The sequence below is a fragment of the Solibacillus sp. FSL K6-1554 genome, assembly GCF_038005185.1.
Classification (GTDB): Bacteria; Bacillota; Bacilli; order Bacillales_A; family Planococcaceae; genus Solibacillus; species Solibacillus silvestris.
Window position 1 is genome coordinate 769,832 of the sequence record NZ_JBBOSS010000001.1, and the last position, 13,645, is coordinate 783,476.

A 13,645-nucleotide genomic window follows, 5' to 3' on the forward strand; every position below is an offset into this window, starting at 1 on the left:
AGTTTGAAAGGAGAGTCCCTAATGCGTGTTACACAATCGATGTTATCGAGCAATATGCTTCGTAACTTAAATACAAGCTATAACAAAATGGCGAAATACCAGGAACAACTGAACTCTGGTAAAGTGATTAACCGACCTTCTGACAATCCGGTAGTGGCAGTTAAAGGTATGGGTTACCGTGTAGATTTAGATAAAAATGAACAGTACCAACGTAATATGGGTCAAGCCCATTCTTGGTTGGATTCTACAGATGAAGCGTTAGGCCAAGCTGGTAGTGTGCTCATTCGAGTAAAAGAACTTGTTGTGCAAGCGGCAAGTGATACGAATACATCAGAAGACCGTGAAAAGATTAATCAGGAAATTACGCAAATCAAGCAGCACCTTCAGGATTTGGCAAATACAAGAGTGGGAGAAAACTATATTTTCTCCGGAACAAATACAAATAGCCCGCTCTTTAAAGCAGATGGAACAATTCAGTCAAGTACAGATTTAACGGGACTAAAAAAGCCTATTGAAGTAAATGTATTTGACGGTATTAAAATGCAGATTAATACAGAAGGTGTCGATTTGTTTAATGATATCGACACATTTATGGGCGAGCTTGAAGATTTATTAACTTCAGATGCGTCTGGTAAAGAAATTGGCGATAAATTAGGAGTGAATAGTACTGACGGAACAAATCAAACAATTTTAGGGCTTGATTCATTATCGGAAAATGTACTAGCAAAACGCGCTGAAGTAGGTGCAAAGCAGAATCGTGTAGAGTTGATGGAAAACCGATTACAACTTCAAGAAGTAAATGTAACGAAGCTGATGTCAAAAAATGAAGATACAGACTATGCAAAAACAATCACAGAAATGGCAACAGCCGAATCCATTCACCAAGCCTCACTTTCTGTAGGCGCAAAAATTATTCAGCAAACTTTAGTAGATTTCATCCGTTAGATGAAATCTACTAAAGTTCTGTCCCGAAAGCGGAGCGGCAGGTACAAACGGTTTTATTAAAGTAGTAGATTTCATCCCGTTAATAAATTTACTAAAGTTTTGTACCGAAAGCGAAGCAACAGGTACAAACAGCAATGAATCGTACATTTCAAGAGGAGGACTTTGATTGCGCATACCACGTATGGAAATTACGCACCAACAGATTCAATTAGATATGAAAACAATACCTGCGGAACAGCGAATTGAGCAGCGCCCTGCAGATCTAAAAATTGAACAGCCCGCCGCAATTCTCGAAATAAGTACGACAAAACCTACGCTAGATATTAACTTAGATCAATTTTGGGCAGATTTAGGATTTAAAAAAACAGGTGTATTGGTAGAGGAGTATGCCAATCGAGGGCGTGAAGAAGTAATGAATGGAATTGCAAGGCGTGCGCAAGAAGGTAGGAAATTAATGCTGAGTGCAGGGAAAGGGCAAGGCGCACAAACTATTCAGTCCATTGCGAAGGAAAACTACGGACCAAAACGACCTGGACCAATTAATATTAAATTTATCCCTTCCTATCAATCAGTCAAAATTCAATATGATCCCGGCAATGTAGACATACAGGTACAAATGCAAAAGCCAAAGATTAATGTAGCAATTCAAAAACCCGTACATGAATATACAAAAGGTAAAACTCAGATTGATGTTTTACAATACCCGTCCCTTAAAATAGATTGGACCATTTAAAGGAGAATTCGATGAAAATACAAACAGCTTATATGGATGACATCGAAATAAATGAAGCAGACATAGTTCACTTCCAGCACGGACTTCCCGGATTTGAAGAAGAGCGACAATTCATTTTGTTATCTATATCGAATGATAGTATTTATCAAGTACTACAATCGATAAATACAAAAGAAATTGCATTCATTGTGGCGAGTCCTTTTATTACAATAAAGAATTACAACTTTGATTTAGATGAAGCTACTGTTGAAGCATTGCAAATAAATGATGAGAGAGAAGTCGCTATTCTAGGTATTGTGACTTTAAAAGAAACATTAGCCTCTTCAACAATTAATTTAAAAGCACCTATTGTTTTAAATACAACAAATAAACAAGCAAAGCAAGTTATTTTAGATAATAGTATGTTTACTATTCACCAACCGTTAAGCAACCCGAAAGAAGTGGGGTGAATAAATGCTTGTACTATCACGAAAAGTAGGCGAAACAATTTGGATTGGTGATGATGTGGAACTTATTATTACTGAAGTAAAAGGTGATTATGTTAAAGTGGGTGTCCGAGCACCTCGTACCATTGACATTATTCGTGGGGAATTGCGAAATGATGTAAGTGATGCGAACAAAGAAGCGGTTATGAAATCAATTGATTTATTAAAGGATAAATAGTTTAAACTTCCCGCATAAATAGCGGGTATTTTTATGTTTATAACAATGGAACAATTATCTTCTAGAAAATATTTTTTAAAAAGTATTAAACTATCTTTGATTCGTACGATAATAGTAATGTAAGCAAGAGAGGCTAGTCCGGCCGGATAGAATCTCTTCTTCGAACAACATACAATTGCTCGCAAGGACGTGAGCAGAAACATTCCAAGGAGGAACTAAAAATGAGAATTAATCATAATATTGCAGCACTTAACACACACCGTCAATTAAATAGTGCAGCAGCTGGACAATCAAAATCAATGGAGAAATTAGCTTCAGGCCTACGTATTAACCGTGCTGGAGATGACGCAGCAGGTCTTGCAATCTCTGAAAAAATGCGTGCACAAGTACGTGGTTTAGACCAAGCTTCTAAAAATGCTCAAGATGGTATCTCTATGATCCAAACAGCTGAGGGTGCATTAAACGAAACTCACTCAATTTTACAACGTATGCGTGAACTAGCTACACAAGCATCTAACGATACTAACGTTACTGTAGACCGTGGAGAAATCCAAAAAGAAATCAACCAATTATCTTCTGAAATTAACCGTATCGGTAACACTACTGAATTTAATACTCAAAGCCTTTTAAAAGGTGATGGAAAAGCTAACCTTAATTCTACGGGTGTTGCTAATGTTGATGGGAAACTGGCTAGTGGTGCTGCGAGAGCTACTACAGAAGCTACACAAACTGTAACTTTAACTGCAGGTGCGGCAGCAAATGATACTACAAAATTTACATTAAATGGTGTTGAATTAACTGTTACATTTACTGCTGCTGGTTCAAATGGTGGTGCAACAGGTGATAATAAAGGATATGGAGTAACAGCAACTTCAGCAAATGTTGCAATTGATACTACAAGTTCTACTACTGGTACTTCTGCTGCTGGTTTAAGAGATTCATTACAAAAAATGATTGATGCAAATGATACTTTAAAAGGTCAATATACTGTTAGTGGAACAGGTAATGATGTAAAAGTAACAGCAGTTAAAGGTGGAGCTTTTGAAGGTGCAGCAGGTACAATCGGAGCTGTCGCACATACTGGTACTATTGATGGTGCTGCTGCAGCAAACACTGGATCTACAACTAACGCAGTTCAAGCAAGTAAAACATTAGATTTTTCTGCAGTTGACACTGTTCAAAAAGCAAAAGATTTAGTAGGTACAGGTGTAACTATCAATGGCACTCAAATTGAATTCTACAATGCAAACGATGGAGCATACAAAGGTAGTGCTCTAGGCATTGATATAAGCGATGCTATCGAAGCGTCTGCTGGTGCTAATGACGAAGCTTTAGCTAAGGCAATTGCTACTCAAGCGAAAATTGATGGTGTAACTCTAACACAGGGTACTGGTGTTGCAGCTAATTCTGTAATTGTTAAAGCAAACGAAGCAGGAACTGCAGGTAACAACATCGAGATTAAAGACGGTGGAGTTCAGAAAAACTTTGAAGCTAATTTCCAAGTGGGTGCAAATAAAGGTCAAAGTATGACTATTTCTATTGCAGACATGCGCTCAAGTGCATTAGGAATTACTGGTAAAGTCGGAGACGCTGGTTTTACAACTGAAAACGTTGTTACAGATGGTACTAATAACAATGCTAAAGAAACTGCTCTAGATGTTACAAATCATACTAATGCTTCATCAGCTATTAAAGTAATCAATGATGCAATTGAAACTGTTTCGGCACAACGTTCTAATCTTGGTGCATTCCAAAATCGTTTAGAGCACACAATTAATAACTTAGGTACATCTTCTGAAAACTTAACTGCTGCGGAATCTCGTATCCGTGACGTTGATATGGCAAAAGAAATGATGGAACAAACTAAAAACTCTATCCTTTCTCAAGCTGCTCAAGCAATGCTTGCTCAAGCTAACCAACAACCACAAGGTGTACTTCAATTATTACGTTAATATTTATAAAATTAGAGGCTCTAGCTATGCTAGGGTCTCTTTTTTAAATTAGCGAATAGTAATAGGCTGTTCAGTAGGAGATGACTAATGGATAAAAATCAACAAGAATTAAAAAGGTTATTAGAGAAACAATTCGAAGGGTGTAAATGGCAAGATGGTATTTTAGAAGAGATTGAGAATAAACTCTACGAAATGAAAGAACTAGCAGAGTATGCTCGTGACCATGTACTAACGACAACAGAATTAAATAAATTGAATGAGCGATTAAATCTAATGAAACAGGAAGTCCATTCCCTAGGGCAGCAGCTGCAACCCAAAATAAATTAAGGATTTGTTGCTGTTGCTTATTTTGGGGGAAAGTAGAAAATCAATAGTGCCTCACAAACACTTATCCTGCTATACAATGTATCTGCTAAAAAATACATAAACAATAACCTCAAATTTACATATAAATTCTTAAGGGAAGATAGAAAGATTAGCAAAAGGTGGAGTAGGAAATTAGGATAATTTAATTTGAATATTACAGTAACAAATTTAAAAATTTTAATTTATCATATTTTAAACAATCATAAAAAAATTGACACTTTAGCCGATAAACTAGATATAAAGAAGTTAACGGAGGGGTATAAATGCGAATTGATGGAACGAGTATTTCAATGCCTAACATGAAACAGCAGATGACAGAAAGGATAACAGAGCGTCCTTTACAGACGGATGTCATTACCCAGCAACAAAAACAACCCACAGTAGATATGAAAGACACAAAAGAAAAACTAGAGCAGGCGATCGATTCTTTAAATGAGTTTTTCACAATTAATAACAGTGAACTGAAATTTGTATTCCATGAAGGACTGGATACGTATTATGCACAGCTCATAAATTCTGAAACCGAAGAGGTAATCCGTGAAATTCCTTCAAAAAAAATACTCGACGTTTTTTATGAAATGCAAAAGCTCGTAGGGATGATTGTGGATAAAAAAATTTAGTGTCTGCTGTAATATTGTAGGGCAAAATTGATGGATAAGTAGTTTGGAGGAGATAATATGTCAACGATGCGTATTGGTGGTTTAGCATCCGGTATGGATATAGATAGTATTGTAGAAAAATTAATGGTGGCTGAACGAATGCCTATGGACAAGCTCGAGCAGCAAAAGCAGATTTATGAATGGCAGCGTGATGCTTATCGTGATGTAAACAAAAAGATGACAACTTTGGATTCGTATATTGCGGATAATTTTATTTTAAAAAGCTTAAATACTAAAACGGCGACAAGTTCGAATTCGGATTTAGTGTCGGCCGTAGCCACCGGTTCGGCTTCAGGTTCATTAACTATTGAAGGTGTTTCACAATTAGCTAAGGCAGCTCGTGGGATTGGTACACATATTAATGCAACAAGCAGTACTAAATTAAGCTCATTATTTGGGACTGATACGATGCCCTCAACGTTTACCCTTCATGCTATCGACACCCAAGGAAAATTGGGTGAAAAAGTTTCAATTGGAATCGATGCCAATACAACAGTTGGAGAATTAATGACAAAAATAAATGGAAGTAATGCAGGCGTTTCTGCGCTGTTTGAAAATGGCCGTTTATCTTTGACTGCTAAAAACACTGGTAAGGAAGTAAACGGTGGTTCTGCGATGGCAACCGATATGGATGGTAAAGATTTATTTGCTAAACTAGGCCTTTCAAATTTAGTTACTGAAGAGGGCCAAAATGCAGTATTTCAAGTAAACGGAATTTCTACCGAGCGTACGACAAATGCTTTCTCTCTGAATGGTTATAATGTAACATTGAAATCGATATTTAACGAAGGAGCCTCCATTACAAAAGCAGCGAAAGAATCGCTTGCTTTTGCAACAAATAACTTAAATCAAATGTTAGATTCACTTGCAAAAACTTATAATGTTACATTACCTGTTGCAACAGAGGATCCAAATAATCTAAATGATCGAATAACTGCTATAAAAACAATAAACGACAATAATATTAGTGCTTATCAAATGAGCCTAGGCGCAGAAAATATTAATTTGGAAAATGCACGCAATGTTAATGTAAACGGGCAAACAGCAGGAGAAGTATATGAAAAACTATCAAAAGAAGCAATAACGGTACTAGACCAAGTCTTGACCTATGGTGATTTGACAGATGATCAAATTGCCTTGTTTGATCCAACTTTAACAGAGAATGATTTTAATACATTAAAAGAAGTTCATACACTTACAACAACGAAGACTAAATTAGAAAATGAACAGGTTGCAAAAAATTCTCTCACTGCAAGAATAGTTGAGTATAATAATGCAAAAAGCACAATTACTGAATTAGAAAATAAGCCTCCTGCAACAACTTTTTCAACAAGTCCTGTAACAATGACTTCTTCTACAAACGTCGATGAAATCATGAACAAAGTAAAAGAATTCGTTGCAACGTATAATGGATTTATCACAGATTTGACCGCTCAAACAAAGCAGCCTAAATACCGTGATTACCAGCCATTAACAGAACTTCAAAAGAAAGGAATGGATGCAAAAGATATCGAGAAGTGGGAAGGATTTTCAAAGAGCGGTTTATTGCGTAATGATTCAATTATTACAAGTGGTCTTTCATCACTACGCGGTCTTGTTTATCAGACAAATCACGCTGTTACGAACCAAAAATACAATGCCTTATATACAATCGGTATCGGCACTTCGAAAGATTACAACAGCGGGGGTACACTAGAAATCGACGAGACAAAATTACGAAAAGCATTGGAAGAAGATCCGGATGCGGTCGTGCAATTGTTGACGATGAGCGGAGAAAAATCTGCAACGGTAACGAAGGCAGATGGTACAACGGTGCAAGGAGACACGCGTGGTTTCATGCGCAAAATTCGCGACGAAATGGATGCAATTGAGAAGAAAATCGATGAGCGCGCTGGCCGAGGCTCAATGACTGAAACGCAATATACGTTAGGTAAATATTTGCGCAACGTGAATCAAAGTCTTGATGCGTGGAAAGACAAGCTTATCAAGATTGAAGACCGTTACTGGAAGCAATTCGGTGCGATGGAATCGATGATTAACAAGGCAAACAGTCAATCGGCTTCATTGATGAGTCAGTATTATTAAAGAAGCGGAGGCGAAATCATGGTGGTAGAACAACAATTACTTCAAGTTTCCGCAAAGCTTTTTAAGCAGCTTGGGGAAGTGGCGCAAACAGAAGACCGTGAGACTCTTTTAAAAGCGGTTGATGAGCTGCTGGAAGAGCGTGGCCAGCTCATTGCCTCCCTTCAACAGGAAAATATTCCACTGTCCAAAACGAATCCGCAGCATGCACTTTTGCAAGAGCTTGACAAAGGAATCCGGGAAAAACTTGCAACAATTATGAATGAAATCAGACAGGATATGAAAAATGTCCAGACAGCAAAGAAAAGTGAAGTGCAGTATAATAACCCGTATGCATCCGTTCGTGTTATGGACGGGAAGTACTACGATCAGAAGAAATAACAACGTGCCGGTATGCGCGTTTTAACTATAGAGGAGTGTGTATGATGACAGTTCAAACAGCAGCTGCTTTTAATGCATATAAACAAAACAGTGTGACAACGGCGTCACCGGGTGAGCTTACTTTAATGCTGTACAATGGCTGCCTGAAATTTTTAACGAGAGCTAAAAAAGCGATTGAAGAAAAGAATATCGAAGAAAAAAATACGAACATCCAAAAGGCACAGGCGATTATTTCGGAGCTGATGTCGACTTTAAATGCGGAGCTTGACGTATCAAAGCAAATGATTCCATTATACGACTATATGAACCGCCGCTTAATGGAAGCTAATATCAGCAACGACCCTACGATTATTGTAGAAGTCGAAGGGTTAGTTACAGAATTCCGCGACACATGGAAAGAAGTTATTAAAATTACACGCCAGCAGCAGTATGGTACAGCTGGACAAGTTTAAAATATAGAAGCCGCTGTGAGAAGAACGCATCTTTTCACAACGGCTTTTTCATATATATCTTTTCTCTCAAATTCAACTTCATTATTTATAAAATTTAAAATAATCAAAATAGTATTGATTATATTGTACTATTTTGTATAATGTAAATAATTAGCAATTCGAACTTGGAAATATTCACTACAAATTAAACGTACATAATCAATAGACCTACATTGATTTATAAACATCCACGACCATTAGCATCAACAAATTAATATTCGCCTTTTAGTAAATAGAAAACGGTAATATTAAACCCCCAAATGCACTACATCCGATGAATTCGAACATCTCATCCGTTTTCCCAAAATACATAATCAACCGGTTAGTCATCTATAGCAAACTTTTATCACGTTTATCACAATCTGTTCCGTTGCGGTATTGCTTTTGTCTGGAAAAATTCCATTACTTTAATTCATCGAAAAAAGCGGTTACCATGCCAGTTTAACCGATAAAGGGGGTGAGTGAGTATGTGAAATGGCAACATAAAAACCCCAAGTGAGCATCCTCCAAAGATATCACCTGAGGTTTGGAAGCCGGAGTATACCGACATATAGTTAGTATACTCCTTTTTACTAAAAATGATAACTATAAAATGGAAGGAGTATGGAAAATGTATAGAATTTCCTTGTATGATGCCTGTGTATTAAAGCCTAAATTTGATCAGTTCAATAATCTTTATACGCTTATGATCACGCCGAATGGTAACAAAGTAGTCCCTTTCACACCGATGCAATTGCTAGATAGCGAGCTGAAAGAACATGGTTCCAGCCTAAAAGGTGCAAAGGAAGCGGCAAAAGCCGTTCTTAGCTCCAAATCTGTTAACCCGATCATGATTCCGAGATTACCTCTTCTTCATATTTGGTTCCCCACTGAGGCAATGCGCAATGTTGAAAGTTGTATGTACTTTTCATTGCATCACGTCGAAAAAATCGTACCGTATCTGGAAAATTGCACAATCGTCGTTTTAACAAATTATGAAAGAATTGAAGTGCCTGTATCATACAGTAAACTGCATAAACAATGGAGTAAAGCAAAAGATTATTTCTCGACGGCCTTATTAAAACAATTTTACAAGGATCCTTTATATTCAAAAGCCGAGCAACAAATTATGTTAAAATGTGCAGAAATAAATGAACAATATGTAATCAATTAATAAGTATAGAGTTTTACGCAACGGAGCACCCCAATGTGTAAAACTCTTTTTGTTTCGCATTTTTTTATCGATTCCACATTCTTTTATTGCAATGGGGAAAAATTCAGGTTCATTAGTCATGAGTTTGAAGTCACAAATTCTCCTTAAAATAGCAATTAAGCACATAGACATTTAATCGTGTATTGCATCATAATGTGGGTATATAAATTGTAGCACTGAATGGCTAGGGGGAACAGTTATGGCGTTTAAACGCACAGAAGGATTTCGCTTTACTTTTGGGATCCCAATCGAAGCAAATTTCACTGAATTGATTAATGGAAAACAGGAACAATTAGAAGTAGTAAAATATCCGTGTGAAATCATCGATGTGAGCCCGCATGGCATGAAAATGTTTTCTTCTCGGGAAATTGGTGAAAATAATAATTACCTGGTGCAGTTGGAACTGGAATTCATTTTAGACGAGGTATTGATTAAGGCCATTGGAGACATTGTATGGAAGAAGAAATACGGCGATAAGTTTCAATATGGTTTGATCTTCGAAAATCAGCCAGGTATTGAAGAACTGATCGTCAGTGAATTGAAAGTACGCCGCAGAAAAGAAGTCGGACGTAAATAAAATTGGTTGGTTACCATTGAATTTTATAACGATGCGGTGTCTTTCTAATCAATATTTAGGACAACTTGTCGAAATTTGAAAAAAGTTTTAAGTCGTAACAGGATTTTATTGATGTATGTAGAATTAGATAAGTAGAGCAGTAATGAAGGAGGAGTTCACATGCTAAAGTTTAACATTCGTGGTGAAAATATTGAGGTAACTCCAGCGATTCGTGATTACGTGGAGAACAAAATTGAAAAGGTAGAACGCTATTTCAATGAAGATCTGAACGCGAACGCTAACGTCAATTTAAAGGTTTATAATGATAAACAAACAAAAGTAGAAGTGACGATTCCGATGAAAAATTTAACATTGCGTGCAGAAGAGCGTCATAATGACATGTATGCGGCAGTTGACTTAATTGTCGACAAGCTAGAGCGCCAAATTCGTAAACATAAAACTAAAGTTAATCGTAAATTCCGTGATCGCGAAGGTACAGGTGTTTACTTCGCCAATGTGACATCCCAAATGGAAGCGAACGCAGAGTCTTCAGAAGATGAATATACAATCGTTCGTACAAAACAATTTGATCTGAAACCGATGGATCAGGAAGAGGCCGTTTTACAAATGAACATGCTTGGCCATGATTTCTACATTTTCACAGATGCTGAAACAGATGGCACGAACATCGTTTACAAACGTAAAGACGGTAAATACGGTTTAATCGAAACAAACTAAATGATTGGTTGCAAGCGGATTGCCTGATATGGGCAGTCCGTTTTTTCTTGAAGTGTTCCTAAATTTTCCACATTGCAACCGTCCATTTGCGCCACCGGTATATATAATGCTAAAATATACTTTGAGACTATTTATTGGGAAGTGACCAATTCGATGGCAAACATATTAAATAAATTATTTGATTTCAATAAAAAAGAAGTAAAGCGTTTAGAAAAGATTGCAGATAAAGTAGAAGCATTGGCAGGGCAGTTTGAAAGCCTTTCTGACGATGCACTAAAAGCGAAAACAGAAGAATTTAAAAACCGTTTCCAAAATGGTGAAACAGTGGATTCTTTATTGCCTGAAGCATTTGCGACAATTCGTGAAGCATCCCGCCGCGTTCTTGGCATGTTCCCGTTCCGCGTTCAGATTATGGGGGCGGCTGCATTAAATGAAGGAAATATCGCGGAGATGAAAACCGGTGAAGGTAAAACGTTAACGTCGACAATGTCCGTTTATTTAAATGCGCTTACTGGTAAAGGTGTTCATGTCGTGACGGTCAACGAATATTTAGCAAGCCGTGACGCGACTGAAATGGGAGAGTTATATAATTGGTTAGGCTTAACGGTCGGTCTGAATCTGAATAGCCTGTCTAAAGATGAGAAGCGCGAAGCTTATGCTGCGGATATTACATATTCGACGAACAATGAGCTTGGTTTCGACTATTTACGTGACAACATGGTGCTTTACAAAGAAGACCGTGTACAGCGTCCGCTTTATTATGCGGTAATCGATGAGGTTGACTCGATTTTAATCGATGAGGCGCGTACACCGTTAATCATTTCCGGACAAGCAGGGAAATCAGCACAGCTGTATGTACAGTCAAATGCATTTGCCCGTATGTTAAAGCAGGATGAAGATTACAACTATGAAGAATCAACAAAAGGTGTAACACTGACGGAGCAAGGGATCGAGAAGGCGGAGCGTGCATTTGGCATCGACAACTTATTCGATTTAACACATGTTCGCTTAAACCATGCAATCAACCAAAGCTTAAAAGCACATGCATCTATGCATAAAGATGTCGACTATGTTGTGCAGGACGGGGAAGTTGTAATCGTTGACGGCTTTACTGGTCGTTTAATGAAAGGTCGTCGCTATTCGGATGGTCTACACCAGGCGATAGAAGCGAAAGAAGGTCTCGAGATTCAAAATGAATCGATGACAATGGCGACCGTTACATTCCAAAACTATTTCCGTATGTACGAGAAACTGTCTGGTATGACAGGTACAGCGAAAACAGAGGAAGAGGAATTCCGCAACATCTACAATATGCAGGTTGTAGCGATTCCTACGAACAAGCCGATTGCCCGTGATGACCGTCCTGACCTTATTTTTGCAACGATGGAAGGTAAGTTCAAAGCGGTTGCTGAAGACATTGCAGAGCGTCACCGTATAGGTCAACCAGTACTGGTTGGTACGGTTGCAATCGAAACATCTGAAATCATTTCAAAATATTTAACGAAATTTAAAATTCCGCATAACGTGTTAAACGCGAAAAACCATGAGCGTGAAGCGGAAATTATTTTAAATGCCGGTCAAAAAGGTGCCGTTACAATTGCGACAAACATGGCAGGTCGTGGTACGGACATTAAACCGGGTGAAGGTGTACTTGAAGTTGGCGGTTTAGCGGTAATTGGTACGGAACGTCATGAATCACGCCGTATCGATAATCAGCTTCGTGGTCGTTCTGGTCGTCAAGGGAACCCGGGGGTAACGCAATTCTATCTTTCTTTAGAGGATGAGTTAATGCGTCGATTCGGTTCAGATAAGATGAAGTCGATGATGACAAGACTTGGTATGGACGATACACAGCCAATCCAGTCAGGCATGGTTTCAAAAGCGGTAGAATCAGCACAAAAACGTGTTGAAGGGAATAACTTCGATGCACGTAAACGTCTATTACAATACGATGATGTACTTCGTCAGCAACGTGAAGTGATTTATAAAGAGCGTGAAGAAGTATTGGATTCGGAAAATATGCGTGCATTAGTAGAGTCAATGATTTCTCAGGCAATCGAAAATCAAGTGGCCCTTCATACACAAGGTGAGAAGGAAAACTGGACACTGGATGCACTGGAAGACTATATCGCGGCAAACCTTTTAGATGAGGGCGATATTACGAAAGAGCAACTGGAAAATAAATCACCTGAAGAAATGATTGCGTTCATCTCTGAAAAAGTGACAGCGCGCTATGATGAAAAAGAAGAAGCGATGACACCAGAGCGTATGCGTGAATTTGAAAAGGTTATTTTACTTCGTTCAATCGACTCGAAATGGATTGACCATATCGATGCAATGGACCAGTTACGTCAAGGGATTCACTTACGAGCTTACGGTCAAAACGATCCATTACGCGAATACCAGCAAGAAGGTTTCGCAATGTTCGAAGACATGGTCGCAGCAGTACGTGAAGATGTGGCGAAATACGCATTAAAGGCAGAAATCCGCAGCAACCTGCAACGTGAAGAAGTAGCAAAAGGCCAAGCTGTTAACCCGAAAGAAGAAGGCGCAGCAAAACCGAAAAAACTACCGACACGCAAAGCCGAAAACATCGGACGCAACGACCCATGCCCGTGCGGAAGCGGCAAAAAATACAAATCATGCCACGGCGTAGGCCAATAAAAGGCAATAAAAACCGAGGTCATTGAAACTATGCTCAATGACCCGGTTTGTTTTTATTATTTGATGATAGCTATTTAACAAAAAACTTATTTATTCATAAATGATATTAGTTGATTGGAGTGGAGGCGGCGACTTCTGCGGGATAAGCGGGACAGCCGATACACCGCAGGAGCAAAGCGACGAGGAGGATTGGCGCCCGCCCGCGAAACGCGTCCGCCGCAAC

At 38.4% G+C, this 13,645-nt stretch carries 14 protein-coding genes; all 14 read left to right on the plus strand.

Annotated elements, in window-relative coordinates; genetic code table 11:
- The first annotated feature begins 21 nt into the window (after window positions 1–21).
- The 14 genes from flgL (at window position 22) to secA (ending at window position 13,422) form a co-directional block, all read left to right on the plus strand.
- The gene (gene flgL, locus MHB58_RS03660; RefSeq protein WP_340734715.1) at window positions 22–945 is read left to right on the plus strand and encodes a flagellar hook-associated protein FlgL; all 924 of its coding nucleotides are present in this window, start codon (window positions 22–24) and stop codon (window positions 943–945) included.
- Between the two features lie 166 nt (window positions 946–1,111).
- Entirely contained in the window at window positions 1,112–1,678 is a 567-nt protein-coding gene (locus tag MHB58_RS03665) for a DUF6470 family protein (RefSeq protein WP_340734716.1), read from the plus strand.
- Between the two features lie 11 nt (window positions 1,679–1,689).
- Window positions 1,690–2,127 (plus strand): flagellar assembly protein FliW, encoded by a 438-nt coding sequence (gene fliW, locus MHB58_RS03670; protein WP_340734717.1) that lies wholly within the window; start codon window positions 1,690–1,692, stop codon window positions 2,125–2,127.
- Window positions 2,128–2,131: 4 nt separating this feature from the next.
- Complete coding sequence (csrA, locus tag MHB58_RS03675) at window positions 2,132–2,341, plus strand: carbon storage regulator CsrA (protein ID WP_340734718.1); 210 nt, start codon at window positions 2,132–2,134, stop codon at window positions 2,339–2,341.
- 221 nt (window positions 2,342–2,562) lie between these two features.
- On the plus strand, window positions 2,563–4,293 hold the full coding sequence (locus MHB58_RS03680; RefSeq protein WP_340734719.1) for a flagellin N-terminal helical domain-containing protein: 1,731 nt from the start codon (window positions 2,563–2,565) through the stop codon (window positions 4,291–4,293).
- Window positions 4,294–4,380: 87 nt separating this feature from the next.
- Entirely contained in the window at window positions 4,381–4,620 is a 240-nt protein-coding gene (locus tag MHB58_RS03685) for a hypothetical protein (RefSeq protein ID WP_340734720.1), read from the plus strand.
- A gap of 302 nt (window positions 4,621–4,922) precedes the next feature.
- Complete coding sequence (locus tag MHB58_RS03690; protein ID WP_340734721.1) at window positions 4,923–5,279, plus strand: flagellar protein FlaG; 357 nt, start codon at window positions 4,923–4,925, stop codon at window positions 5,277–5,279.
- Window positions 5,280–5,336: 57 nt separating this feature from the next.
- Window positions 5,337–7,403, plus strand: coding sequence for a flagellar filament capping protein FliD (gene fliD, locus MHB58_RS03695; RefSeq protein ID WP_340734722.1), 2,067 nt, complete (start codon window positions 5,337–5,339; stop codon window positions 7,401–7,403).
- Between the two features lie 18 nt (window positions 7,404–7,421).
- On the plus strand, window positions 7,422–7,781 hold the full coding sequence (locus tag MHB58_RS03700) for a flagellar protein FliT (protein WP_340734723.1): 360 nt from the start codon (window positions 7,422–7,424) through the stop codon (window positions 7,779–7,781).
- A gap of 44 nt (window positions 7,782–7,825) precedes the next feature.
- Window positions 7,826–8,233 carry a flagellar export chaperone FliS gene (fliS, locus tag MHB58_RS03705; protein ID WP_340734724.1) on the plus strand — a complete coding sequence of 136 codons (408 nt, stop codon included), beginning with the start codon at window positions 7,826–7,828 and terminating at the stop codon, window positions 8,231–8,233.
- A 649-nt stretch (window positions 8,234–8,882) separates the two neighbouring features.
- Window positions 8,883–9,425 (plus strand): competence protein ComK, encoded by a 543-nt coding sequence (locus MHB58_RS03710; RefSeq protein WP_340734725.1) that lies wholly within the window; start codon window positions 8,883–8,885, stop codon window positions 9,423–9,425.
- 238 nt (window positions 9,426–9,663) lie between these two features.
- Complete coding sequence (locus MHB58_RS03715; protein WP_340734726.1) at window positions 9,664–10,041, plus strand: PilZ domain-containing protein; 378 nt, start codon at window positions 9,664–9,666, stop codon at window positions 10,039–10,041.
- Between the two features lie 159 nt (window positions 10,042–10,200).
- Window positions 10,201–10,758, plus strand: a complete 558-nt coding sequence (gene hpf, locus MHB58_RS03720; protein WP_008407321.1) for a ribosome hibernation-promoting factor, HPF/YfiA family — start codon at window positions 10,201–10,203, stop codon at window positions 10,756–10,758.
- 153 nt (window positions 10,759–10,911) lie between these two features.
- Window positions 10,912–13,422, plus strand: coding sequence for a preprotein translocase subunit SecA (gene secA, locus MHB58_RS03725; RefSeq protein WP_087615593.1), 2,511 nt, complete (start codon window positions 10,912–10,914; stop codon window positions 13,420–13,422).
- Window positions 13,423–13,645 lie beyond the last annotated feature (223 nt).

Bases quoted from the DNA above. Each gene is read 5' to 3' on its own strand.
- fliS (WP_340734724.1), top strand. From the start codon at position 7,826: ATGACAGTTCAAACAGCAGCTGCTTTTAATGCATATAAACAAAACAGT.
- MHB58_RS03715 (WP_340734726.1), top strand. From the start codon at position 9,664: ATGGCGTTTAAACGCACAGAAGGATTTCGCTTTACTTTTGGGATCCCA.
- flgL (WP_340734715.1), top strand. From the start codon at position 22: ATGCGTGTTACACAATCGATGTTATCGAGCAATATGCTTCGTAACTTA.
- MHB58_RS03680 (WP_340734719.1), top strand. From the start codon at position 2,563: ATGAGAATTAATCATAATATTGCAGCACTTAACACACACCGTCAATTA.
- MHB58_RS03710 (WP_340734725.1), top strand. From the start codon at position 8,883: ATGTATAGAATTTCCTTGTATGATGCCTGTGTATTAAAGCCTAAATTT.
- MHB58_RS03685 (WP_340734720.1), top strand. From the start codon at position 4,381: ATGGATAAAAATCAACAAGAATTAAAAAGGTTATTAGAGAAACAATTC.
- csrA (WP_340734718.1), top strand. From the start codon at position 2,132: ATGCTTGTACTATCACGAAAAGTAGGCGAAACAATTTGGATTGGTGAT.
- hpf (WP_008407321.1), top strand. From the start codon at position 10,201: ATGCTAAAGTTTAACATTCGTGGTGAAAATATTGAGGTAACTCCAGCG.
- MHB58_RS03700 (WP_340734723.1), top strand. From the start codon at position 7,422: ATGGTGGTAGAACAACAATTACTTCAAGTTTCCGCAAAGCTTTTTAAG.
- fliD (WP_340734722.1), top strand. From the start codon at position 5,337: ATGTCAACGATGCGTATTGGTGGTTTAGCATCCGGTATGGATATAGAT.
- fliW (WP_340734717.1), top strand. From the start codon at position 1,690: ATGAAAATACAAACAGCTTATATGGATGACATCGAAATAAATGAAGCA.
- MHB58_RS03690 (WP_340734721.1), top strand. From the start codon at position 4,923: ATGCGAATTGATGGAACGAGTATTTCAATGCCTAACATGAAACAGCAG.
- secA (WP_087615593.1), top strand. From the start codon at position 10,912: ATGGCAAACATATTAAATAAATTATTTGATTTCAATAAAAAAGAAGTA.